Source organism: Chryseobacterium ginsenosidimutans (genome assembly GCF_024807225.1).
Taxonomy (GTDB): Bacteria; Bacteroidota; Bacteroidia; order Flavobacteriales; family Weeksellaceae; genus Chryseobacterium; species Chryseobacterium ginsenosidimutans.
In genome coordinates, this window is sequence record NZ_JANUCO010000001.1 from 336850 (window position 1) to 359910 (window position 23061).

Genomic DNA, 23061 nt, shown 5'->3' on the forward strand with positions numbered 1-23061 from the left:
AATAAAATTAGTCAAAACTTATCAGCTTTTAAAACTGAATCGGTTTCTTTCGTTTTTCTCATCTCTTTTTCCATCACATCTCTTTCCCATTCAGAATCCAGAAGGAATAGTTTTACAGCTTTTACAGTAAGAATAATTCCCCAGATTACCAGAAAAATTGATCCGTCCCAAAGTGAAAAATTGAAAATTCCTTTTTCAAAAATATCATCAAAGAAAATGATAAAAGTGACGATTCCGAACCATAAAACGCTTTTGTAGAATCTTTTAAGTTCTTTTACTCTTTGTGTAGCTTGATTGTAGTCCATTGTAGTAAGTTTTTAAGGTTATTTTTAAATTATTTAAAGTGTTTTTACGTTTCTTCTGTCTTCCTCCATCAATTCCTTGATTTTTTTCTCTTCCCAGGTTTTTCCGATTCCGAAAGTGTTCATTGCATGAGCGGCAATTCCCATTCCCCATCCTAACATCGGCCATAAAAACCATAAATATTCCGGAGCTGTTAAAAGATTCAATGCTGCTAAAAACGGAATTACCAAGCAATATGAAGTCAGATTTCCGTAGAATCCTTTTAATTCTTTTACCCTTCTTGCTGCTTTTCTGTAGGCTAAATTTTCTTTGTTGATTATTGTTTCCATCGTATTTATTTTAAAAGATGTAAGTTGTTTGTTTTTGTTGAGACAAATGTAGGTCAAGAATTACCCTCAAATCAATTTTATATGACCGAACCGTAGAAAATGAGACCTGAATTGTAAAAATCCCGACTCAACGGAGAATCGGGATTTTTTTGTTTTTATGTTTATCTGAATATTCTTACAAAGAGCAATAAATTACACAGATTTTATATCATATTGTCATTCCGTAGGAATCTCGGCAATCATATTAGAATTAGTGCTTAGATTCCTACGGAATGACAAACTTTATTAAAAATTATGCCTAAAAGATTCAAATATCTTTTCTTCTAATAAACAAAAGGAATCAGTTTCTTCGTTTTTCTTCTGTATTCCAAATATTCTTCGCCAAATTGTTCAATTAAAGCTCTTTCTTCAATGGTAATTCTATAACTGAATGCCAGAAACGTAGGAACAAATGCTAAAACCAATGACAACCAGTTGTTTAAATACAATCCAAGACCCAAAGATGTCAGTAAAGAAAATGCATAAGAAGGATGTCTGAGATATTTGTAAAAACCTTCTTTTTTGATTTTATGATCTTCTCGAATCGTCACATCAACGGTAAAATATTTTCCTAAAGATTTGATGATGATGAATCTTAAAATAATTCCGACTACAATAAAAATGACTCCTAAATAATAGATCCAAACCTCATCAGAAATCGGAAATTTTGTGTAGTAAGAAATCGTGACAGAGCTTGCAATCGAAAAAGGGATCGCGATCCAAAGAAGATTTAAGGTAGATTTATCTTTGTCTTTTTTATCTTTTTCGTTGGATTTTAAGATGTTTTTGTAAAGAATTTCACTTAAAAACCAAGCGAACATTGAAGCCGTGAAAATAATTTGGAGTGTTTTCATTTTGTGATTTTTAAATTAAACCTCCTTCTCTTTCTCCATCAGTTCTTTAATCTTCTTTTCTTCCCATTTGTTTCCCAAGATGAATCCCGGTAAAAAAACGCTCATTCCATAGCCGATTACGCCAATTCCCCAAAACAACGGAAGCGAAAAATATTTCAATTGCCAGATTGTTTCATTGGGTTTTAAATCTCTGTAATTCATATACAAAATAAAAATATTCACTGCGAAATAAATGAATATAAAAGTGTAAAATCTCCTGATTTTTCTCACTCTTCTTTCAGCTTCTTTGTATCTGATATCGTCTTTGCTTATATTTTCCATGATTATTTTTTATTGTTTATTTTGTTTTTCTAAAAGTTCTCTTATCTTTCTTTCTTCCCAGTTTTTACCGATCGCAAAAACGTTCATTCCGTGTGCTGCAAGTCCGATTCCCCAACCCAACATCGGGAAGTAAAACCATATATCATCGGGACTTGTCATGAGATTAATTATAATTAAAGCAGGAATCACAATACAGTAAGAAATCAGGTTTCCGTAGAAGCTTTTTATTTCTTTTACTCGCTTTTGAGCTCTTTGGTAAGATTTATCCTGATCGTCGATTATCTCACTCACAACGTTTGGTCTGGCTGATAATACCGGAAGTTTTACTTTAAAATAATCTTCAGATTTTTCGATGAAAACATTTCGTTTCGTGAGTAAAGAATACCGCTGAACAATATTCGACAACCCAATTCCTGAACTTTCTTTGATCTGTTCTCTTACCTGCAGATTATTTTCAATGCAAAGTGTATCATTTTCGGAGAAAATTTTAATAATTAAAGGTTTTGAAGAAGTCGCAAAATTATGTTTAATGCAGTTTTCCAAAAGCAATTGCAATGAAAGCGGAACGACAAATCTTCTGTAATCTTCTTTCTTCACATCAAAAACAAAATCTACACTGTCTTCAAATCTTGTTTTTAAAAGATCGCAATATGTTTTTGCAAATTCCAGTTCATCTTCTACGGTTACCAATTCTTTGTCTTTCTGTTCCAACACATATCTGTAAATCTTTGACATTGAAGCCGTAAACTTCTGCGCCTGTCTCGGATTTTCATCAATTAACGAACTTAAAACATTCAAAGAATTAAACAAAAAATGCGGATCTAATTGATTTTTAAGACTTTCAAACTGTGCGTTTGCCGATTTTGCAATTAATTTCTGTTCTACAACTTCTTTTTTGGACGTTTTTTTCAGTTCCTCCATGAAGCTTTTTGCATGAAGAAAAGCCGAAATCAACAAAGCGATGTTAATCATAAACCAATTCGACGTGTTGTATTTGCTTGAGAAAAACTCATCTATCGTCGCAGTTTTCTGAATGACCACAAAATTCATATAGTTGCAGAAATAGACCAGAATAAAATTGGCAATAAGAATAGAAACGACACTTAAAATCGCCCTCAACCTCGTTGTTTCAGACCATGGAAACTTTCTGTTGAGAAAATCATTTATAAATGCGTTTCCAAGCCCCAAAACGAACGAATACATCGTGGAAATCAAAAGAGTGATCGCAAAATTCTTGAAAGTCTTTTCGTCGTTAAAAACAAAAAAGAAAAACAAAGCCGTTCCCAGCGATACCCAAAATAATATTATTATGCCTTTACGTTTCATGATCTTTTATCTTGGTTCAAAAATACTCGATATTAAAAGTATTTAAAACTATTTTTCACCGAATCGTCATTTTTCCTGACTGAACTGCATAAAAAAACCTTCCGCGATGGAAGGTTTTATATAAGATATTTAAAATTTATTTTGCAGCACCGCTTACAAAGTATTCTGCTTCTGCTTTGCCCCAATTCGGGTCTATTCCAGATTTCGGAGCAAATGTTTTAAATTTTGTCAAAGCATCCTGAAATTGTTCCATTCCTTTTGTTTTGCTTCCGCCGTATTGTTCCGGTGTAAAGTAAGTATCTTCAGCTTTAATTAAAGCAACTCTAGGATTTCCCGGATCAAGACTTTCTGCTTTTTTAAGCTCTTCCATGGCTTTCATTCCGTCTGTCATGTATCTTTCTGCAGGGTTTTCCATCATTTTCAGAGAAGATGCCATTTTTTTAAGCAAATGAATCTCGGCATTGTCATTTCCAGCGATCGTTTCCGCCTGATCCAGATATTTTTCGGCAGCATTTGCCTGTGTAGAAAGTTCAGACATTTTACCGTCTCTCATTAATGTTCTTCCTTTTTGAATATAGGCGAAAGCGGCGTAATAAGAAGGCAGCCATTGTTTCGTTTCCTTTTTCCCGATTCTGTCGAAATCATTTGCCAAAGTTTGAAACTCATCGACCGATTTGCAGGCTTCAAGTTTGGAGATTTTTTCTTTCATTACTTTTTCGTAATCTGTCTGAGCAAAAGCCGTTAAACTCATAAAAGCTAAAGCAAAACTTAAGAGATATTTTTTCATTTTTTCTAATTTTTAATGTTGATATTTGATTTAATAAAGATAGATTTTTAGTTGATTGAAATTATTTTTTTATAAATTATTATTGATGGCATCTTGCGTTTTATCCACTCCAAAACTGATGAAAGCGCCTATAAAAACGAAAGTATTCACCGGTGGAACGACTGCAGAATTTCTAGATCCGTCCATTGAAAAATTGTAACCGTAAATATTTTTTGACCCTAAAACATTGGTAACACTCAATACCAAAACAGTAAATGCTTTTGCGTCTTTTTTACCCAGATTCGGAAGATAATTTACACTGAAATTCAATGCATTGTAATCTCTTAAACTTCCTTCATTTCTTACGAAATATTTTGGTTCTCCATTGACGTCTTTCGTTGCAATATCGTAATAAGGTCGCCCTTTTGCATACGTATAAGAAAGATTGAAACCTGTTTTCCATTTTGGAACAAATCTTTTGGCAACGGCAGAAATCGTATGTTCTGAAGCGAAATTTGGCTTTAAGCTCACCGGATAATTCAGGAAATCCCTTTTTGAATCGAGGAATGAATAACTGATCCAATAATCGATATTTTCAAACGTTTTTTTGTCTCTCCAGAATAGCTCCAACCCTTTTGCATACCCATTACCGCTGTTGTTATCCGCAGTCTGAACGTATTGATTTTGTCCGTCTACATATTCAAGATTTTTAACTTTTAACAAATCATCATATTTTTTGTAAAAAGCCTCAAACCTCAAACTTCTTCTATCCGTCGTTCTCTGCACCTGAAAAATATAATGCTGCGATTGCTGGAAACCTAAATTTGCAGGACCGTTGATATATTTACTTTCTGGATTTTGGTAGAACAGTCCATAAGCAAATGAAGTCGTCCAATCTTTCGCAAAACGGTAAGCCAAAGCTAAACGCGGCGCAATATTACTTTTTCCAAGATAAGATGAATGCTCTGCTCTCACTCCTATTTTTGCTGATAATTGATTACTGAAACCCAAATCTGTTTCCACAAAAGCAGCCGAAATTAAATCTTTGTAATTTTTTTCTACAAAATCATTGAAGTTCAGTTTTTCGTTGGTGCTGTTTAATTCAAAACCTCCTCTTAATGCGCTTATTTTATTTATTTTTCTTTCTAAAACTGCTTTAAAGTTGATATAATTTCCGTTGGTCAACAGTTTTGTATTTCCTGTTTCTATCTCATTTTTTTGAGTGGAAAAATCCAGATCCGATCGATTGAAAGAATAAGAAGCTCCTGCATTCAACAGATATTTCCCGAATTTTTGCTTGAAAGATAAATTGTGATACGTATTTTTCCCTTTTAATTTAACCAAAGATAGATCGTAATCTTCAGGCTCTAAACTCTCAGTTTGTACTCCCATTCTGTTGGAATCATACATTCCGTAATATTTGAAGAAACCGCCTGATTTTGTTTTAATTCTGAAATTAAAATCACCATTCAGACCTTGTGGAGCATCTGTAAAATTAGTATTAAAATTAAAAGCTTCCTGCATTAATTTCAAATTTGAATAACCCAACGTTGCACCAAAAGAATAGTTTTTATTGTCACTTAATTTTTGAAATCCGGCATTCCAAAAAATCGGGGAAACTCCGAAATCATAAGAACTCTGATCCGGAAGATCCACACTTTCCAACATCAACGCTCCGGAAAGAGCCTGTCCGTAAAGTGCAGAATATCCACCACTTGAAAATATATTTCCTTTAAAAAGCGAAGTATTGAAACGATCTCTACCCGCAATTCCAGGAACCGAGCTGGAGAAATAATTGTTAATCAAGCTTCCATCCATGAAAATTTTGGATTCCGTTCCTGTTCCACCCCTCACGAAAAGACCTTCCGTTTCGCCCACTTTCTGAACTCCCGGAAGATAATTTAAAGCTGAAGAAATTTGTCCATCTGCTCCGGCTGTGGTGTAAATATCAATCGGGGTCAAAAGTGCCGTCGCTCTTTTTCTGTCACTTGCTTCGATCGAACCTGCCGAAACGACAACCGCATCGATCTCATTGATCTGTTCTTTCAGTTCCGCATTTACAGAAACTTCCTGATTATCAATTACAATCGGTTTTTCAACATCGATATATTTCGGATGTGTGAAGACCAAGATATGATTTCCTTTTTCTGAAGTTTCAAAAGAGAAATTTCCGTTGGTATCTGTTGTTGCTCCGTCGTAAGTATCTTTTAATGTTACGTTTACCTCTCCTACTCCTTTATTTTTAAACGTTACTTTCCCTGAAATTTTTGTCTGAGCAAAACTCAGCGCAAATGAGAAAAAAGAGATAAGAAATAATAATTTTGTTTTCATAGTCGTTTTTATTTCGATTCAAAAATAAGATGAATTTTTATTGGTTTTAAATTTTTGTTGCTGAGTGGTAGAATTTGGATTCTGAATCGTTGATTTTGATTTTTTAACGCGATGTACGCAAAGTTTTTTTGAAAGTTTAATGTATATTTTTCGTTCGCAAGGGCGTTTCACTCAGCGAATGAAAAATTATTTGTCATTCTGACGAAGGAAGAATCTCAACAATCAATTATTAGAGATTCTTCAATACGCTTAGCTTCTTTCAGAATGACAAATGTAACGTCTTAAATAATCATTTTAATTAATAGGAATACAAAAATCGACGAGCATTTTTCCTTCGGGATGTTCTTTGAAGTTGGTGTGATAAATTTCGAAAGGAAAGGCTTTTCTTACGGAATAATTGTTTTCATTCATCCATAAAAACAGGGAAACCCAACATTGTTCAAAGTCGTTCAAGGTGACTTCACCGCTTCCGACGATGAATTTTCCGGCTTCGATGGTTTCAGGGAAAACCTGACCTTCCTGTTGTTTTAATTGTTCATCCAAAAGCATACATGCGTGAATTCTTACTTTATCCGGTGGCGTGACTTTAAAACTGTCATGATAAACAGAAATCATCTTTACGTTTTCTTTTGGGAATAGTTTTTTCTCTTTTGCCCAATCGATTAAGATATTAAAAGAAGGTTCAACATTGGCAATTCCAAGGCTCATAACTGCTGCCAAATTCATTTCCGGAAGCTCGGTTACTTTAATTTTTAAATTCATTGTCGTCCAATTTAATAGGTTTTCTATATTGCAAATATATTGTTGAAAAACCGCATCAGTTTGTCCGTTCTTGCTTTGTTTTAATTGAATTTTATGAAACTTTTCGGGAGCCGATTTTCTGAATTCAGAGGGAGATTTCCCGTAATATTTTTTAAAGGTTTTATTAAATGCTGAATGATTTGAAAATCCTAATTCAAGATAAATATCTTTTAAAATTATATTCTTTTTTACAGCTAAATAAAAGGCACTTTTTTCAATTCTTTTTCTGATAATGTAATTCTGCAGGGTTTCTCCAGTAATCAACCTAAAAACCCTGTGAAAATGAAAAGGAGAATACGCCGCGAGTTCTGAAACCTTTTCTAAAGAAAGCTCCGTATCGAGATTGTTATCAATGTATTGAATAGTTTTCACCATTCTTTTTTTGTACTCTTCCAAACCAAAAATGCTTCCGGTAAAGGTATCAACATCCAGTGAAAGTGATTTGTCTTTTATTGCTATTTATGAAAAAAGGACTGGAATCATAAGGCGCTTTGGAAAATGTTGTTTAAATTTAGCCTTAAATCACTTTAAATCATTTAAAAATGAAAGGCAAAACATTAGCATTATTAGCAGGATGTGCATTATTCGCTGTTTCTTGTGGAACTACGAATACGTACCAAGTCCTATCTAAAAGCAACACACAGACAGGTGGAACTGCAAAATTCACTCAAAAAGGAGACGAAGTTGTGATGAAATTGGATGTAACGAATCTTACTCCGGGAATTCACGCAGTACACATTCATGAAAAAGGAGACTGTTCTGCAGCAGACGGAACCTCAACCGGAGGACACTGGAATCCTTCTAAAAATGACCACGGAAAATGGGGCGCTGAACATTTCCACATGGGAGATATCGGGAATTTAGTGGCTGACCAAAGCGGAAATGCAACGTTGACATTTAAGACCAACAAATGGTGTCTTGGATGTGCAGATGAATCTAAAAACATCATCGGAAAAGGGATGATTGTACATGCAGCAGCAGATGATTTCCATACTCAACCGACCGGGAATGCAGGAGGAAGAGTTGGTTGCGTTGAGATTAAATAATACAACAATTTGACTTTAAATAAAAATACCGCTAATTTTCATGAGCGGTATTTTTATTTTTATTACTTTTAATTTAGCTTACTTCCAGCTCCAGTTCTTTATCTTCTAATTTAACTTTAAAACTTATGTCTGCATTAAGAGCATCAAAAACCTTTAGTATTGTTGCTATTGTAACGTTGTTTATATTGTTTTCTATTTTTGAAATTTGAGACTTTTGTACGCCTACCAGATTTCCCAATTCTACCTGTGTCAGTTTTCTTTCTTTACGGGCTGCTTTTATCAAATGTCCTAAAACATCCATTCTCAGGTCGTACTCATAACTATGTCTTTCTTCACTTCCTTCTTTGCCGATGTAGCGATCTTTCATCTCGGCAAGAGTATATTTTTTATTTTCTCTCTTAGCCATATCCTTATTTTAAGTAATTCTTTCTTATTTTCTCTGCTTTGTCGATTTCCTTTTTGGGAACCTTCTGATCCTTTTTTATAAAACCATGAGTAGCTATAACCAAAATCTGCTTATCATCTCTTTTATCCCAAAAAGCAAGCAGCCTATATTGATTTCCTAAATATTTTGTTCTGAATTCCCAAATTTCATTATTCAGTTTTTTAAATAGTTTAGGATCATTTGTTTGCTGTGCTAAATCAATATTATAAATGATTTTACCTGCCGATTTTCTATCTATTTTTGAAATGAATTCTTCTGCCTCTTCCAAAAATATTGTTTCAAAATATTTCACCGTTAATGTTTACTCAAAAATAGAAAAAAGTTTCCAAATATAGAAACTTTAGCAATAAAAAAAACCGTTGCCAAAATAACAACGGTTTCCTATTAAAATATTTTATTAAGATTTTACACCCATATCTGCAATAATGTTCATTGCTTCCTGAAGGTAAAGATCCTTCTTAAGATTTTTGATCCACATTTCAGATTTTTTCTTGAATGCTTCATCTTTTTTCTCTCTTTCCATTTCGCTTTCATACATAGAGAACTGAAGACCGTTTTCAAATTTCGTTAATGATTTGAATTTTTCGATCTGAGCTTTTCTTTGCTTCATTAAGTCATTAAACTTATTGAGATTAAGCGTAATGGTCTCTTCTTTATCCAGTTTTTCTCTCCATTGAGCAGATTCTAACAACAACTGATATTTTGCATTTTTCGCCATTCTGTCGTTGCTTGCTTTTTCAAGAGCCTGAACATTGAAATAATTCAGCTTTTGGAAGCTTGTAGCCGGAATTTTATCCCAAGCTAAAGCATAATCATCATATCTTTCTCCAACTTCAGCATATGTAAAGAAATCTTTCATCTGAATATCAGAAACAATTCCTTTTCTCTGAGTAGACTCACCCGTAATTCTGTAGAATTTCTGAATCGTTAATTTTAAAGATCCGAAATCATCTTCTGTATTTAAGAACCTGTTTAGATCAACAAAAGTCTGAACTGTTCCTTTTCCGAAAGACTGTGGCGAACCGATAATCATCGCTCTACCCGTATCCTGCATTGCACCTGCCAAAATCTCAGAAGCCGAAGCCGAAAGTTCGTTTTGCATAATCACAAGAGGACCTGTCCAGATCGGAGCTTCCTGTTTGTTTTTTAATGTCTGAATCTTTCCGTTTCCGTCTTTTACCTGAACATATGGTCCTGCATTCATGAAAAGTCCCATGATATCACCAACTTCCGTTAATGAACCACCACCATTATTTCTTAAATCTAAAACAATTCCTTCGATGTTCTGACCTTTCAGTTTAAGGATCTCGTTTTTAATATCGTCAGAAGCGTTTCTTCCATTAGGATTTTCAAAATCAGCGTTGAAGCTTGGTAAATTGATGAATCCGTATTTTTTACCGTTAGAATTTACGACAATACTTCTTGCGAAAGTATCTTCAATAGCAACCTCCTCACGAATCATGGTAACGTCTTTGGTTGTCCCGTCTTTTTTCTGAACCGTCAATGTAACAGGAGTTCCTTTTTCACCTCTGATCAAACGTACCGCTTCATCAGAAAGCATTCCGACAACGTTTACGGCATCTTCTTTAGGTTTAGATCTAACTTTTAAAATTTTATCACCTTCCGAAAGCTGTTTCGATTTCCAAGCCGGAGCTCCGATTGTAAGCGCCCCTAAATAAAGGTTTCCTTTTTTCTCCTGAATAATTGCCCCGATTCCGATTACTTTTCCTGTGAAATTAGTATCAAAATCTTCTTTATCTTTCGGAGAATAATAGTTGGTGTGCGGATCGAAAACTTCAGTATAAGCGTTCATATACACCGTAAACCAATCCATTTTCTTTCTCTTTTTAAATCTCGTAAATGTTTCTTTTACAAGATCTTTCACCTCATCAGTTGCTTTTTTCATCTTCTGATCAGGATTAAGAGGTTGATATTTGATGGTATCTTTTAAATTATACTTCTGAACAGAATCTTTCTTCTCTTTCTGAGCCTCTTCTTTGCTGTTCATCGATTCAATTTCCTGAAGAATATTGTATTTAATAAACTTTTTCCATTCTGTGTACTGTTCCTGTTTGTTGGCAGGTACTTTTTTCAGTTTTGGCTCAAGCGTTAAATTTTCATCTTCTTCCAAGTTGATCGGTTTGCTGAAAATATCCTGAGTGATTTTGTCGATTTCGTCAACTCGTTGATATAATCTGTCGATAGTAAGTTTATAAAAAGTAAGATCTCCCTGATTGATATAATCGTCAAGCTTGGTTTCATGCTTTCCAAACTCATCCATATCCGACTGCACGAAGTATCTTTTACCCGGATCTACCAACTCAAAATAATGCTTGTAAACATCCTTAGAATAAGCATCATTAATAGGTTTTGGGCTATAGTGCAAATAAGAAAGTGTATTTTTTACGCTCACCATTATCGTCTGCATTTTTTCGTCATCGTCTTTTGGCGAGTTGAAACAAAACATTAGACTTGTTAATGGAATTAGGAGTAAAAATTTATTTAGCTTAAAATTTTTCCACATAAATCTGTAATGTATTTTATTAATTTTTTAAAAAGTATTTTAATTAGTAGTAATTTTTAATTTCCTGTTACAAACTATCAAATTTAATACCTTATTTATAAATATCGGATAGTTTTAAGTATTTTTGTTAAAATTAAATTTTAATATGGAAAGACCACTTATTCTGGTTACTAATGACGACGGAATTACAGCACCTGGTATCAGAAATCTTGTAAGTTTCATGAACGAAATCGGAGAAGTAGTTGTTGTTGCTCCAAACTCCCCTCAAAGTGGCAAAGGTCACGCGATTACCATTAATTCTACCTTAAGTTACGAAGAAGTACAGCTTGAAGGCCCGCAAACAGATTTTTCTTGCAGCGGAACTCCCGTTGACTGTGTAAAAATGGCTCTTGACAAAATTTTACCGAGAAGACCGGATATCGTAGTTTCAGGAATTAATCATGGGGCGAATTCTTCTATTAACGTAATCTATTCCGGAACGATGTCTGCAGCAGTTGAAGCGGGCGTAGAAAATCTTCCTGCGATTGGTTTTTCGCTACAGGATTTCAGTTGGGAAGCAGATTTTACTCAGGCAAAAGAATATATTCAGAATATTGTAAAAAGAACGCTGGAAAACCCGATGCCAAAAGGAATTGTTTTAAATGTAAATATTCCTAAGCTTTTAAAAGACGAAATTAAAGGCATAAAAGTCTGCAAGCAGGCTAAAGCAAAATGGGAAGAAAGTTTCGACGAAAGAATAAATCCGCACGGTAAAAAATATTATTGGTTAACAGGATATTTCAACAATATGGATGAGTCTGAAGATGCAGATGAAACTGCTTTGGCAAACGGATATATCTCCATTGTTCCTGTAAAGTTTGATATGACGGCTTATGAATACATGAAGACTCTGGAAGAAGTAATGAATTTTGATTAATTATATTTAGATCTTTATAATTTCCCCACAGATTACACAAATTACACAGAAAAACCTGTCAGATTTGTGTAATCTGTGGGATTTTTTGTTTTAAAATAAGACCTTATCATCTTTTCTCAATTCCTCAAGATATTTGATTTTATCGTCTCTGTAAAAAAGATTCATCGTCTCAAAAGGAATTAATTTTAAATCTTTATTGACGATATGAACGCAAGATTTCTTCACCGCACGAACATCGAAATCATGAGCATCCATGAAATTCATAATAATAATTCTAAATAAATTATCATAATCGAGATTCGGAGCAGAAACTTCTGGAAGACAACACAATAACTGGTTCACTTTAGGCTGTACTTTATCTACCGAAATTCCAGTGCTGAAAATGTCCAAAAGCTGCATTTGCAATCCTGTATCCTGTTCGTAGACAATAGTGTTTCGGGTTTCATTATTCAGTAAATCAGCAGGATTGATATATCGTGTTAAAGGAATAATTTCATCTTCCAGCTTCAAAATATACCCCATCGCCAATGCATCAGGATTACACGGAAACCGGAATAATATCATCCGAATTAAGAATTGGAAACTGGTTTAAAATTTCCTGTCTTACTTCCGTCAACGTTATTTTTTCATGCGCTGAATCATCTCTGTTTCTCCCTGCAATCTCTACAGGCTGAAAAGTAATTCCGCGGACGCATTTTTGTTTTAAAGCAAAATCGATGATCTTCCCAATTTCATCAATATTTTTATCTTTTTGAAGAACGATAACGAGTGTTGTAGAAAGATTTAAAGCATTTAATTTTTCCAACGCTTTCATTCTAACGTCCGTAAGATCTTTTCCTCTGAAATCCTGTAAAACTTCCGGTTTAAAAGAATCAAACTGAAGATAAATTTCAAATTCTGGAGCATAAGTTGCTAATTTTTCGGCAAAACCGGGATCATTGGCAATTCGTACTCCATTGGTATTCAACATTAAATGTTTAATCGGTTTTGTTTTAGCAATATCCATTATTTTGAAAAACTCCGGATGAATGGTTGGTTCACCTCCACTGATTTGAACAACATCGGGTTCGCCTTCATTTTTAACAATAATATCAAACATCGCTTCAATTTCTTCCAACGTTCGATGGCTTCCGTAATGGGGCGAAGACATCGCATAACAGGTCGGACAAGTAAGATTACACCGATCCGTCACTTCCACGATAGAAAGACAGCTATGCTGCTCATGATCAACACATAAACCACAATCGTAAGGACAGCCATATTCAACATCTGTTCCAAAATGATGAGGCATTTCCGAAGCTTTATTATAATTTCTGATGTTTTTGTAATAATGAACATCAGAAGCAATTTTTGTCTTAAAAAATCCGTGATCAGGGCATCTTTTCGTCATGAAAACAGCTTCATCTTCTATGATAATCTTCGCTCCAACTCTTTTCAGACATTCCGGACAAAGACTGATTGTATAATCGTAATAGGTATAATTTCTTACAGGCATAATTTTATTTTATAGTCCACCACAAATAACACCGCTTATCAAACCGCAGATTAACAAACTAATAATCATTGTCTGAATAAACTGCTTTCGGGAAAATTTCTTATCATCTTTCCACTCGTACCATACTTTTATAATCGTTGTAAGCATAAACGAAAGAGATAATGCTACAAAAAGAATGATGAGGATGATTATTACAACTAATCCGTCCAGATTTCCGACCTCCAACAGTATTAATGGTTTCATATGGTGAATATTTTAATGTGAATTTACAGCTTTTACCTTTCTTATTTTAAAAATATAATAAATAATAACTCCAATACACATCAATTGAATAGTTCCTAAATTTTCTATCAATTCCTCTCTCGGTTTTATAAAATCCAACGAAAACCTAAACGTAAAATAACTCAACATAAATACCTGAAAGACAAAACCTGAAGGATATTTCTTTTTATTCTGAATGAGTTTTAAACAGATCCAAAGAATAACTAAAAAAGCAATTTCATATAACGAAACGGGATGTCTTAAATATTGATCCCCTAAATGCATTCCAAAAATCGAGTGTGTCGGCAGTCCGTAAGTTTCTTCATAAATTCCTGTCAGAAAACAGCCGATTCTTCCAATAATCATCGCCAACATCAAAGGAAAAACAATCAAATCTCCTGTACTTTCTTTGTGTTTCACAATTTTTTTTGCCAGTTCTACTCCAATTAAACCAAAAGCCAATCCCCCAACAATGGTGTTATTTGTCCAAAACGTTTTTAAATCAAAATGTTCAAAAAGTTTGTAAGGATTTTCGAGATTCCCAATTAATTTAGAACCCATTAAAGCTCCTGCTGTTGCTCCAATAAGAACTGCAGCCGAAGTATTGAATGATGTCTTTTCTTTTGATTTCCTTTTTAAATAGAAATAAAAACGCATCCCAATAAACATCCCTAAAGCTTCAAAAAGTGGATGCGCAAGAACGGTTTTACCGAAAATATGAAAACTGACAGGAAAATCCATAGTTTCAAAAGTATCGTTTTTAATTAAAACTGAATAATTTTATCTCACAGGTTTAGAAATTAAGCAGATTTTTTCATCATTGGTTTAATCTTAAAAAATTTATAAAATCCATTATTTTAAAACTTCCAATCAATCTTTTCCCTAAATTTAATTAAAATAATTTTCCAAATTATGAGAATAGAATACGATATAAAGTTAGGTTTTAAAGATGTCATGTTTCGCCCGAAACGTTCTACATTAAAATCCCGTTCGGAAGTTGATCTTGAAAGAGAATTCACCTTCTTACATACCAAAAAGAAATGGCAGGGAACACCGATCATCGCAGCGAATATGGATACGGTGGGAACTTTTGAAATGGCGGTAGAGCTCGCAAAAGATAAAATCATCACAGCCATTCACAAACATTATTCGATTGAAGAATGGAGCGAATTTTTAGATAATCAACCCGAAAGCATTCATCAGTATATCGCTTTAAGTACAGGAACAGGAAAAGCCGACGAAGAAAAGCTCAGACAAATCCTTGAAAAACATCCAAAAATCGAGTTTCTATGCATTGATGTTGCCAATGGCTATTCCGAGCATTTTGTGGGCTTTGTGAAGAAGGCAAGAACCAATTTTCCGGATAAAATTATTATTGCAGGAAACGTTGTAACCGGAGAAATGGTTGAAGAGCTGCTTTTGGTCGGTGCAGATATCATTAAAGTCGGGATTGGTCCCGGTTTCTGTCTGTACAACGCGTGTAAAAACCGGAGTCGGCTATCCCCAACTTTCTGCCGTTATTGAATGTTCTGATGCTGCTCATGGATTGGGCGGTCATATTATTGCAGACGGCGGTTGTAAAGTTCCGGGAGATGTGGCAAAAGCTTTCGGTGGCGGTGCAGATTTTGTGATGTTGGGCGGAATGTTTGCCGGTCACGACGAAAGTGGTGGTGAAATCATCGAAGAAAATGGCAAAAAATACCGTACTTTTTATGGAATGAGTTCAAAAACAGCCATGGATAAACATTCAGGAGGTGTTGCAGAATACAGAGCTTCCGAAGGCAAAACCGTGAAAGTAGCTTACAAAGGTCCGGTTTCGGAGACGGTGAAAGATATTTTGGGTGGCGTTCGTTCTACTTGTACTTATGTCGGAGCTTCAAAATTAAAAGAACTGTCGAAAAGAACAACTTTCATAAGAGTTCAAGAACAAGAAAATCAAGTATTTAAAGACTAGCAATTGAATACAATATTTAATATTTTAAATGGTGATTATCTCGCCGATCAATTAGATAAAACAATGATTGAAGGCGAGATCATTATTTGCAGAGAAGCTTTAACTACGGGTGACTTACAAGCTGATAATCTGGAAGATCTTTGGAAAACAAGAGCCGAATCTATCTCGAAAGATTATCAGGTTAAACAGAAAAGTTATTACAAAAAAGTCGTTTCTGAATTTGAAAAGATCTTGGATATTCCTGAAAATTCTGTGGTGAATCTTTGGTTTGAAGATGATCTATTTTGTCAGGTAAATATGTGGTTTTGCCTCTTTTTATTAAACAATAAAGACTTAAAAATCTACAGAATATTTCCGAAAACAACGAAAGAAAATAATTGGAAAGGGTTTTCTGTTTCAGATAATTTTGAGCTGGAAGAAACAGCAGAATCAAAGGTATTATTTAATGAAAAAGATATTGAATTAGGGATCAATCTTTGGAAAGCTTATCAGAATAATGACAAGAATTCTTTACAGCAACTTTCAGAAAATCAATCGGATTGCTTTCGTTTTTTACAGGAAGTCATTGATTCTTATTTGAATATAAATCCCGAAGTTCTGGTTAAAAATTTAATTAAAAGCGGAACAACGGATTTTAATCTGATCTTTGAAAAATTTCAGGATGAATTGGGAATTTTCGGTTTTGGAGATCTTCAGGTGAAATCGATTTACAATAAAATTCTGAGAGAAATTAAGAATTGAACGCCGAAAAAAACTCTATTTTGTTCTTATGTATTTCTTGTCAAAATATTTTTCCTGCTGCATATTTACATAACCGCGAGGTTCGTTAACAGAAGATAATTCTCCAAAATATAAAACTTTGGGAATTGTTTTTATCTTATCCAAAATCACAGAATCCTGCGACGAATTTTTCAGTGTATAAACTCTGTTTTCAATCTCCTGATCATACGTTTTCAAATCAGTTTGCAAGACTTCATGAGTAAGATTATTCACATTAAAATCAAGGTTAAAATTCGCATAATTTTGTGGAAAAAAGTTGGTTTCAGGTAAGAAAATAACAACACAGCTGATCCACCAGAATTTTTTAATCTTCTCAAATTTAAACATCGTCACAACCGAAAAACTTAGAAGATAAAAGAAAATAATATGCTCAAATTGTCTTCCGATGATATTCATGAGATAGCCTAAAAAGATCAATGGGAGAAAAGAAATTGACCAGATAATCAATGCCTTTTTTATGTTTATTTTGCTCTTGATTTCATTTAATTCTTTTTCAAAAACTTTAATAAAAAATGGAAGAAGTAAGAGTACTTTAATAGAAATATACCCTGTATTTGCCACAGAAAAAGCTATTCTTCTGAGCCAGGTTCTGTAAAAAGGTTCATCCAAATCAATCAATCTTTTAAAGTTTCCGGGAGCTAAAAAGGTGACTAAAATTCCTACACAACCAACTGCTAATAAAATTCTTGCTTCTTTGGACTTGTTTTGGGTATTAAAATAAACCAATATTCCGAGAAGAATTAATGCCAATATTTCATTTGAACCCATTAAAATGGCAATCAATAATAGACTTAGATAAAACCATATTTTTTTGCCCGTTTCTCTAAATTTGCCATAAAGGAAAAGCAAAAATCCGGATAAAATAGTCGGCAAAAAATATACATTTGACCCTGTAAACCAATAATAATGTTCAGAAATATTGACTAAAAGAACAGTGTAAAAGAAAAACAACAATAATCCTTTCACGATTGATTCACGAAGGGAATATTTAAAATATTGTTTAAAATTTAAAGCTGAAACACCAATAAAAGCGAAAAATAGAAATATGGGATAAATTTTAGGCAGAATATTTTCCGGATCTTTGGAAAGAGGAGTAAACATATTGATAGTATATCCGAAATATCTTCCGCCCCAATTCATGTAAAAATCCCGAATATTTCCTGCTATTCCAAGCGTTTTTGTGCTGTAGGAATATATATAATCATCGGTCTGATACACATTAAAAAAAGAAATGTAAACCAGACCGATGCATAATAAAATCGACAAGAATAAAGTGATATTCTGTGCTAATTTCATATTTTTTATGTCAATAAACCTCCGTCAACATTCAGTGTTTGTCCGGTAATGTAATTCGCCATGTCGCTTCCTAAAAAGATACACGCATTGGCAACGTCGGTCGTTTTTCCTAATTTTTTCATTGGGATGGCTTCATTCCATTTCTGGGTTGCTTTTTCGTCTAAAGCTGCCGTCATTTCAGTTTCGATAAATCCAGGAGCAATCGCATTACAACGGATGTTTCTAGAACCCAGTTTCCAATGCAACAGACTTTGTAAAACCAATTACACCCGCTTTTGAAGCTGCATAATTTGCCTGTCCTGCATTTCCGCTGATTCCCACTACTGAAGTCATATTGATGATAGATCCCGATTTTGCCTTCATCATCGGCTTTATCACCGCTTTTGTAAGGTTGAATACAGAATCAAGGTTTACTTTTATTACTTTATCCCAATCGTCTTTTGACATTCTTAGCAACAAATTGTCCCTTGTAATTCCTGCGTTATTTACAAGAATATCAATCTGACCAAATTCAGCCATTACTTCGTCTACTAATGTTTGAGCCGCATCAAAATCTGATGCATCCGATTGGTAACCTTTAATTTGAGTTACAGAACTTAAAGTCGCTTCTAATTCCTTTGCTTTGTCTACAGATCCGGCATAGGTAAAAGCTACTTTTGCACCTTGCTGAGCGTACATTTCAGCGATACTTTTACCGATTCCTCTTGTAGCTCCCGTTATTAGCGCTACTTTTCCTTCTAATAGTTTCATATTTATGACAATTATTTTCTTTATAACTTACTAGCTTTTTGAAAGTTGGCTAATATAACACATTTAATTCTATTCAAATTAAGCAGTGCGCAAAGATATTATAAAATGTTATTCAAAGCATTTGAAATGCCGTTTTTAGTAAAATTTTATAACTGTTTTTTGTCATAAATCGCATCAGAAAGTATTAATCGATAAAATTTCTGTCTTTTTGTTCCGTAAAATAGATGAATTCGGTGTCTTTTCCTTTGGTAAGCTTAATTCCTTTTTTGTCCGGGAAGTACTTTTCGAAAATAACTTCTGTCAAAGGTTCGTTCTTATGATTGGTAACGCCAAATTTGTTGTCTTTCTTTACGACAAACTCATTTGAGCCGAGAAAAGTGGTAATATCATCGTAAATAAATGGCACTACTTCATTTCCTTCTTCATCCATAACGCCGTAGAAATTATCTATATTTTTTCCTACCAACATCGGATATAATTCGGAAGGCTTTATTTCTTTGAAACCCTTTAGTTCCTTATATTTTCTGTCTTTCGGAGAGAATTCATAATACGTATCTTCTTTTCTTACAATCAATGTATTAGGAAATATTTTTTCAATTTCATAATCATCATTTAAAACACTTTTTAAATTTTTGTCTAAAAGCGTTTCTTCATCGTCTTTTCTTAAATATAGATATTTTTCACCTGCAATACTCAACCCTTCTATCCTGTCATATTCTTTTGGAAACACAATTTCTCCGTTTAATCGAACGACGGAAGTTTTAAGATTTTTCTGATCCTGAGAAGTTTTAAATAACCCGTTAAAAAGAGGGTTTACATAATGATAATCAAGATCATATACCTTCCCTTCTTTTTTAGAAAAAATGCTTACTTTATCGTCTTTTGTAAGATAAATATACTCTCTTCCCACAAAAGCCTGCTCGTAAATCTCGTCTGAAATTACGTTTTCCTTTTCATCAATAATTCCATATCTGTTTTTCGCGGTGTCGAGTGTCACCAAATAAGGAAAAGCATTGATATTATCGATATTATGATTGGAAATTGTGCTTAAAGTTTTGCCGTTGTTATCGATAATTTCACCGGATTTTTCCCCTTTTGTAAGAAAAGTTCTGCCCTTGTAAAAACGCAGATCGTCTGTAAATTCTCTGTCAGAAATCTTCTTTCCGTCAAAATCATAAATTAACCATACTCCATCATTTTTAACAAAAAGTCGGCTGTCGCTTGCAAATACGATCTTTTCAGAAAAAGGAATAATCAGTTTTCCGTTAAAATCATAAAAGCATTCTTTCCCTTTTTTTGAATAAATCAATCGGTCTTTATTCTCCCAGGTTCTGAATTTAAATTGATCCAAAGGAATCAGTTCTTTCCCTTTTTCGTCAATTAAAGCTGTTTTTCCGTTAGAACTTCCCGCTTTTACTCTTAAAATGAATCTGTTCTTCCACAAATGGGAAATCTCACTTTTAAAAGGAGAATCGAAGATAATATTGCCTAAAGAATCGACAATTCCGGATTTTCCGGTTTTGGTGTCGCTGATCATTCCGTAACCTTTCGAGTAGGAATGCACTTCTTTGCCCAGTTTTTTTGTTAAAAGTATCTGTTTGTACTGATCCGTCTGTGCAAGGCAAACCGACGAAAACAGCACGAAAATTAATTTTTTCAATTAAATAGAATTATTTACAATGAGTACGATCTCACCTTTTAAGGTTTTGCTTTTTGAGAATTCAATTAATTCATTGATGGTCCCGCGTTTCGTTTCCTCAAATTTCTTGGAAATTTCTCTGCTGAGACTTACTTTTGTTTCTTCGCCAAAGAATTCTTTGATCTGTTCTAAAGTTGTATTGATCTTATGCGGACTTTCGTATAAAACAATGGTCTTTTTTTCTTCTGCAAGCTGTTTAAGCTTCGTTTGTCTTCCTTTTTTCTGAGGCAGAAATCCTGCAAAAAGAAATTCGTTATTCGGCAGTCCTGAAACCACCAAAGCCGGAACAAATGCCGTTGCTCCGGGAAGACAGATCATTTCAATATTATGATCCGAACCTGCTTTTCCCAGCAAATAACCGGGATCTGAAATTCCGGGAGTTCCCGCGTCGGTAATAATCGCGATATTCTGACCGCTTTTAAGATCATTAATCACTTTTTCCGTCGCTTGATGCTCATTATGCAGATGATACGATTTTAAAGGCTTAGAAATCTCGAAATGCTTCAGAAGAATTCCGGAAGTTTCTGGTGTCTTCACATAAAATATAATCAACCTCTTTCAGTATTTTTACCGCTCTGAAAGTCATATCTTCCAAGTTCCCGACCGGTGTGGGAACAAAATATAGGATTCCGCTCAAAATCTAGTTTATAAAAATTTATTTTCTACCAATATCCAAAGTCGCTGAGCATATTCATCTACTTTATTCCATTTTTTGTGGTAATAAAGATCACTCAAATATTCTTTTGCGTCTTCAAGAGTCCCGAAACTGTTCAGATTATTGATCACTTCATTCATTTCAGACTGGCTTCCGCCGAATAGCATTTTTGAGAACGCAATTCTGTCATTCAAATCAAGCCTAAACTCCGGTTTTGGTTTCCCCGCCTCCATAAAGTTGGTAGGAATATTGGTTTTTAAAATGCTTCCTGTATCTTCTTTTTCTACAGGAATAGTTTTTTCTTTAGGCAATTCTCTCTCCAGATGATCGTCGTCAAAAAGTGACTGCACGGCTTTCATTCCTTTGATATTTGCCAGTTTTATTTTTTTCTCGTTCTGATAATCTTCTAAATTTTCGAAGCTTTCATCAGACGCCAATTTCTCTTTTTCAATCTCAGAAACAGGTCTGTTGATCTCAACAATTTTTCTTCTGTCATTAATTTCCGCTAAAACCGATTGCTCCTGTCTTTCTTCTACAAAAGCTTCATTTTTGATTTCGCTTACAATATTCTCAACATTAGAAGTATCTGTTGCCATCTCTCCCTGTTCTATCATAGCATTTGAAGTCATGAATCTTTCTTCCGTCTCTTCTACAAGAATTTCTTCTTCATCGTCCAAAATTTCAGTATCAAAAATACTTGGGATGGGTTCTGAAACTTCTGCTCCGTTTTTTACATTGGATTCAAAATTATCCTGAATTTTTTCCTCTTCTTCAAAACCTTCTACACTTCCCTGATCATCGGAAACTTCATTTTCAAACTCGTCAATTTCGTTTAATTGATTGTTAAAAATAACCTCTTCTTCCGTCGTTTTTTCATCAAACATTCCTTCATGGATGTCGTCATCATTTTCGGGTTCTGCATCTGCCAAAATTCTTTCTTCATCTACAAAATTAAGTGCACTTCCGCTGTAATCAGACGGTTCACATTCATCAATTTCGTTCAGCTGATTATTGAAAATAGCTTCTTCTTCCGTCACATCATTATGAATATTTATTCCTAAATCTTCAACGCTTTCGGGTTCAGAATTTTCTCCTGCAAAATTAACTAAAGTTTCGTGAAGTTCACCCTCAACGATCTCATTTAATTGATTATTAAAAATGGCTTCTTCTTCAATGCCTTTATTTGGGAAAGATTCGTTACCGTTTTTATCTATTTCGTTCAATTCATTGTTAAAAATCGCTTCCTCTTCCATCACTTCATCATTCAGATCATGAATTTCTTCAAGTGTTTTTGAAGAAAAATTCATCTGATTTTCTGAAACGACCGGAGAATTTTCGTTATCGAAATACTCGATATTTTTCTCAAGCAAACGCAGGAAAGAAATCCTGTTAGCAAGCTCATCTACAAGATCCAGCTTGGAAAGTAATTCGTTTACATTACCTATTTTGTCCAAAATACCAATGATATTCTTGGATTCAAAAAAAATCTTTTCCTTTAAATCTTGGATGTTCTGCATATTAAGAATCTTGTTAAAATTGCTTACTTTTGATCTTAAAAATATACGGCTAATTTAACAAATGTTTTTAGAAAATACAATTAATCATTCCAAACAAAGTGGTTGGATGGAAGTTATTTGTGGCTCAATGTTTTCCGGAAAAACCGAAGAGTTGATTCGAAGGCTGAGAAGAGCTGAAATGGCGGGGCAGAATGTGGAGATTTTTAAACCAAAACTGGATACGCGATATTCTGAAGAGGACGTAATTTCTCATAATCAGAATAAAATTCGCAGTACACCGGTAGAAAATCCCAACGAAATACTTTTGTTGGCATCCAATTGTGATGTCGTAGGAATTGATGAAGCACAATTTTTCGACGAAGGCATTGTAGATGTAGCAAATCAATTAGCAAATAGCGGAGTAAGAGTAGTGATTGCAGGATTGGATATGGATTTTTTGGGACGACCTTTCGGACCGATGCCGAATCTGATGGCAACTGCAGAGTATGTGACGAAAGTACATGCGATCTGCAGAAGAACCGGAAATCTTGCTAATTATTCGATGAGAACTTCTGCAGGAAAAGATCTTGTAGAGCTCGGAGAAACAGAATCTTACGATGCCGTAAGCAGAAGAGTTTTTGTGGATGAAGTTTTACATAAAAAGGACATTTAAT

Annotated in this window: 20 protein-coding genes and 4 pseudogenes; 5 read left to right on the top strand and 19 right to left on the bottom strand. The window is 34.1% G+C overall.

All coding sequences use genetic code 11. The annotated features are described in order from the left end of the window. Positions 1 to 11 precede the first annotated feature (11 nt). From J3D55_RS01630 to J3D55_RS01665, 8 genes are all read right to left on the bottom strand, one after another. The gene (locus tag J3D55_RS01630; RefSeq protein ID WP_259127524.1) at positions 12 to 305 is read right to left on the bottom strand and encodes a 2TM domain-containing protein; all 294 of its coding nucleotides are present in this window, start codon (positions 303 to 305) and stop codon (positions 12 to 14) included. Positions 306 to 338: 33 nt separating this feature from the next. Continuing rightward, positions 339 to 632, bottom strand: a complete 294-nt coding sequence (locus tag J3D55_RS01635) for a 2TM domain-containing protein (RefSeq protein ID WP_259127525.1) — start codon at positions 630 to 632, stop codon at positions 339 to 341. 323 nt (positions 633 to 955) lie between these two features. Beyond that, on the bottom strand, positions 956 to 1525 hold the full coding sequence (locus J3D55_RS01640; RefSeq protein WP_259127527.1) for a methyltransferase family protein: 570 nt from the start codon (positions 1523 to 1525) through the stop codon (positions 956 to 958). 15 nt (positions 1526 to 1540) lie between these two features. Further along, positions 1541 to 1846, bottom strand: a complete 306-nt coding sequence (locus tag J3D55_RS01645; protein ID WP_259127528.1) for a 2TM domain-containing protein — start codon at positions 1844 to 1846, stop codon at positions 1541 to 1543. A 9-nt stretch (positions 1847 to 1855) separates the two neighbouring features. Continuing rightward, positions 1856 to 3172 (bottom strand): 2TM domain-containing protein, encoded by a 1317-nt coding sequence (locus J3D55_RS01650; RefSeq protein WP_259127529.1) that lies wholly within the window; start codon positions 3170 to 3172, stop codon positions 1856 to 1858. A 136-nt stretch (positions 3173 to 3308) separates the two neighbouring features. Continuing rightward, complete coding sequence (locus tag J3D55_RS01655) at positions 3309 to 3959, bottom strand: hypothetical protein (protein ID WP_259127530.1); 651 nt, start codon at positions 3957 to 3959, stop codon at positions 3309 to 3311. A gap of 69 nt (positions 3960 to 4028) precedes the next feature. Then, positions 4029 to 6269: a TonB-dependent receptor gene (locus tag J3D55_RS01660; protein ID WP_259127531.1), complete on the bottom strand. Its 2241-nt coding sequence runs from the start codon at positions 6267 to 6269 to the stop codon at positions 4029 to 4031. A 294-nt stretch (positions 6270 to 6563) separates the two neighbouring features. Beyond that, entirely contained in the window at positions 6564 to 7445 is an 882-nt protein-coding gene (locus tag J3D55_RS01665; RefSeq protein ID WP_259127533.1) for an AraC family transcriptional regulator, read from the bottom strand. Between the two features lie 167 nt (positions 7446 to 7612). Between J3D55_RS01665 and J3D55_RS01670 the strand changes: the two genes are divergently transcribed. Then, the gene (locus J3D55_RS01670) at positions 7613 to 8116 is read left to right on the top strand and encodes a superoxide dismutase family protein (protein WP_259127534.1); all 504 of its coding nucleotides are present in this window, start codon (positions 7613 to 7615) and stop codon (positions 8114 to 8116) included. Between the two features lie 73 nt (positions 8117 to 8189). Here the strand turns inward: J3D55_RS01670 and J3D55_RS01675 are convergent, their stop codons facing one another. The 3 genes from J3D55_RS01675 to J3D55_RS01685 all read right to left on the bottom strand — a co-directional run bounded on the left by J3D55_RS01675 (position 8190) and on the right by J3D55_RS01685 (position 11085). Next, complete coding sequence (locus tag J3D55_RS01675) at positions 8190 to 8522, bottom strand: helix-turn-helix domain-containing protein (RefSeq protein ID WP_259127536.1); 333 nt, start codon at positions 8520 to 8522, stop codon at positions 8190 to 8192. A 4-nt stretch (positions 8523 to 8526) separates the two neighbouring features. Beyond that, positions 8527 to 8853 carry a type II toxin-antitoxin system RelE/ParE family toxin gene (locus J3D55_RS01680; RefSeq protein ID WP_259127537.1) on the bottom strand — a complete coding sequence of 109 codons (327 nt, stop codon included), beginning with the start codon at positions 8851 to 8853 and terminating at the stop codon, positions 8527 to 8529. 105 nt (positions 8854 to 8958) lie between these two features. Beyond that, entirely contained in the window at positions 8959 to 11085 is a 2127-nt protein-coding gene (locus tag J3D55_RS01685; protein WP_259127538.1) for a carboxy terminal-processing peptidase, read from the bottom strand. Positions 11086 to 11230: 145 nt separating this feature from the next. Here J3D55_RS01685 and surE point away from each other — a divergent pair, with 145 nt between their 5' ends. Further along, the gene (gene surE / locus J3D55_RS01690) at positions 11231 to 12001 is read left to right on the top strand and encodes a 5'/3'-nucleotidase SurE (protein WP_259127539.1); all 771 of its coding nucleotides are present in this window, start codon (positions 11231 to 11233) and stop codon (positions 11999 to 12001) included. Between the two features lie 90 nt (positions 12002 to 12091). On the opposite strand, the pseudogene J3D55_RS01695 reads toward surE, so the two are convergent. The 3 genes and pseudogenes from J3D55_RS01695 to J3D55_RS01705 form a co-directional block, all read right to left on the bottom strand. Next, positions 12092 to 13496: pseudogene (locus J3D55_RS01695) on the bottom strand (radical SAM protein). A 9-nt stretch (positions 13497 to 13505) separates the two neighbouring features. Then, positions 13506 to 13739 carry a hypothetical protein gene (locus J3D55_RS01700; protein ID WP_259127540.1) on the bottom strand — a complete coding sequence of 78 codons (234 nt, stop codon included), beginning with the start codon at positions 13737 to 13739 and terminating at the stop codon, positions 13506 to 13508. Between the two features lie 12 nt (positions 13740 to 13751). Then, positions 13752 to 14498 (bottom strand): prolipoprotein diacylglyceryl transferase, encoded by a 747-nt coding sequence (locus J3D55_RS01705; RefSeq protein ID WP_259127541.1) that lies wholly within the window; start codon positions 14496 to 14498, stop codon positions 13752 to 13754. 171 nt (positions 14499 to 14669) lie between these two features. On the opposite strand from J3D55_RS01705, the pseudogene J3D55_RS01710 reads away from it, so the two are divergent. Both J3D55_RS01710 and J3D55_RS01715 read left to right on the top strand, forming a co-directional pair. Then, positions 14670 to 15711: pseudogene (locus J3D55_RS01710) on the top strand (GMP reductase). A 3-nt stretch (positions 15712 to 15714) separates the two neighbouring features. Then, entirely contained in the window at positions 15715 to 16452 is a 738-nt protein-coding gene (locus J3D55_RS01715) for a DUF1835 domain-containing protein (RefSeq protein WP_259127542.1), read from the top strand. 15 nt (positions 16453 to 16467) lie between these two features. Here J3D55_RS01715 and J3D55_RS01720 read toward each other — a convergent pair whose 3' ends face one another. The 5 genes and pseudogenes from J3D55_RS01720 to J3D55_RS01740 all read right to left on the bottom strand — a co-directional run bounded on the left by J3D55_RS01720 (position 16468) and on the right by J3D55_RS01740 (position 22408). Continuing rightward, complete coding sequence (locus tag J3D55_RS01720; RefSeq protein ID WP_259127543.1) at positions 16468 to 17787, bottom strand: DUF6056 family protein; 1320 nt, start codon at positions 17785 to 17787, stop codon at positions 16468 to 16470. A gap of 5 nt (positions 17788 to 17792) precedes the next feature. Further along, positions 17793 to 18537: pseudogene (gene fabG / locus J3D55_RS01725) on the bottom strand (3-oxoacyl-[acyl-carrier-protein] reductase). Positions 18538 to 18721: 184 nt separating this feature from the next. Continuing rightward, positions 18722 to 20197, bottom strand: a complete 1476-nt coding sequence (locus tag J3D55_RS01730; RefSeq protein WP_259127545.1) for a WG repeat-containing protein — start codon at positions 20195 to 20197, stop codon at positions 18722 to 18724. Next, positions 20198 to 20873, bottom strand: a pseudogene (gene rsmI, locus J3D55_RS01735) (16S rRNA (cytidine(1402)-2'-O)-methyltransferase). A gap of 8 nt (positions 20874 to 20881) precedes the next feature. Further along, positions 20882 to 22408, bottom strand: coding sequence for a DUF8457 domain-containing protein (locus tag J3D55_RS01740; RefSeq protein ID WP_259127546.1), 1527 nt, complete (start codon positions 22406 to 22408; stop codon positions 20882 to 20884). 61 nt (positions 22409 to 22469) lie between these two features. Here J3D55_RS01740 and J3D55_RS01745 point away from each other — a divergent pair, with 61 nt between their 5' ends. Next, positions 22470 to 23060, top strand: coding sequence for a thymidine kinase (locus tag J3D55_RS01745; RefSeq protein WP_259127548.1), 591 nt, complete (start codon positions 22470 to 22472; stop codon positions 23058 to 23060). Position 23061 lies beyond the last annotated feature (1 nt).

Bases quoted from the DNA above. Each gene is read 5' to 3' on its own strand.
- J3D55_RS01700 (WP_259127540.1), bottom strand. From the start codon at position 13,739: ATGAAACCATTAATACTGTTGGAGGTCGGAAATCTGGACGGATTAGTT.
- J3D55_RS01745 (WP_259127548.1), top strand. From the start codon at position 22,470: ATGTTTTTAGAAAATACAATTAATCATTCCAAACAAAGTGGTTGGATG.
- J3D55_RS01655 (WP_259127530.1), bottom strand. From the start codon at position 3,959: ATGAAAAAATATCTCTTAAGTTTTGCTTTAGCTTTTATGAGTTTAACG.
- J3D55_RS01660 (WP_259127531.1), bottom strand. From the start codon at position 6,269: ATGAAAACAAAATTATTATTTCTTATCTCTTTTTTCTCATTTGCGCTG.
- J3D55_RS01670 (WP_259127534.1), top strand. From the start codon at position 7,613: ATGAAAGGCAAAACATTAGCATTATTAGCAGGATGTGCATTATTCGCT.
- J3D55_RS01640 (WP_259127527.1), bottom strand. From the start codon at position 1,525: ATGAAAACACTCCAAATTATTTTCACGGCTTCAATGTTCGCTTGGTTT.
- J3D55_RS01635 (WP_259127525.1), bottom strand. From the start codon at position 632: ATGGAAACAATAATCAACAAAGAAAATTTAGCCTACAGAAAAGCAGCA.
- J3D55_RS01720 (WP_259127543.1), bottom strand. From the start codon at position 17,787: ATGAAATTAGCACAGAATATCACTTTATTCTTGTCGATTTTATTATGC.
- J3D55_RS01685 (WP_259127538.1), bottom strand. From the start codon at position 11,085: ATGTGGAAAAATTTTAAGCTAAATAAATTTTTACTCCTAATTCCATTA.
- surE (WP_259127539.1), top strand. From the start codon at position 11,231: ATGGAAAGACCACTTATTCTGGTTACTAATGACGACGGAATTACAGCA.
- J3D55_RS01630 (WP_259127524.1), bottom strand. From the start codon at position 305: ATGGACTACAATCAAGCTACACAAAGAGTAAAAGAACTTAAAAGATTC.
- J3D55_RS01665 (WP_259127533.1), bottom strand. From the start codon at position 7,445: ATGGTGAAAACTATTCAATACATTGATAACAATCTCGATACGGAGCTT.
- J3D55_RS01650 (WP_259127529.1), bottom strand. From the start codon at position 3,172: ATGAAACGTAAAGGCATAATAATATTATTTTGGGTATCGCTGGGAACG.
- J3D55_RS01645 (WP_259127528.1), bottom strand. From the start codon at position 1,846: ATGGAAAATATAAGCAAAGACGATATCAGATACAAAGAAGCTGAAAGA.
- J3D55_RS01675 (WP_259127536.1), bottom strand. From the start codon at position 8,522: ATGGCTAAGAGAGAAAATAAAAAATATACTCTTGCCGAGATGAAAGAT.
- J3D55_RS01740 (WP_259127546.1), bottom strand. From the start codon at position 22,408: ATGCAGAACATCCAAGATTTAAAGGAAAAGATTTTTTTTGAATCCAAG.
- J3D55_RS01705 (WP_259127541.1), bottom strand. From the start codon at position 14,498: ATGGATTTTCCTGTCAGTTTTCATATTTTCGGTAAAACCGTTCTTGCG.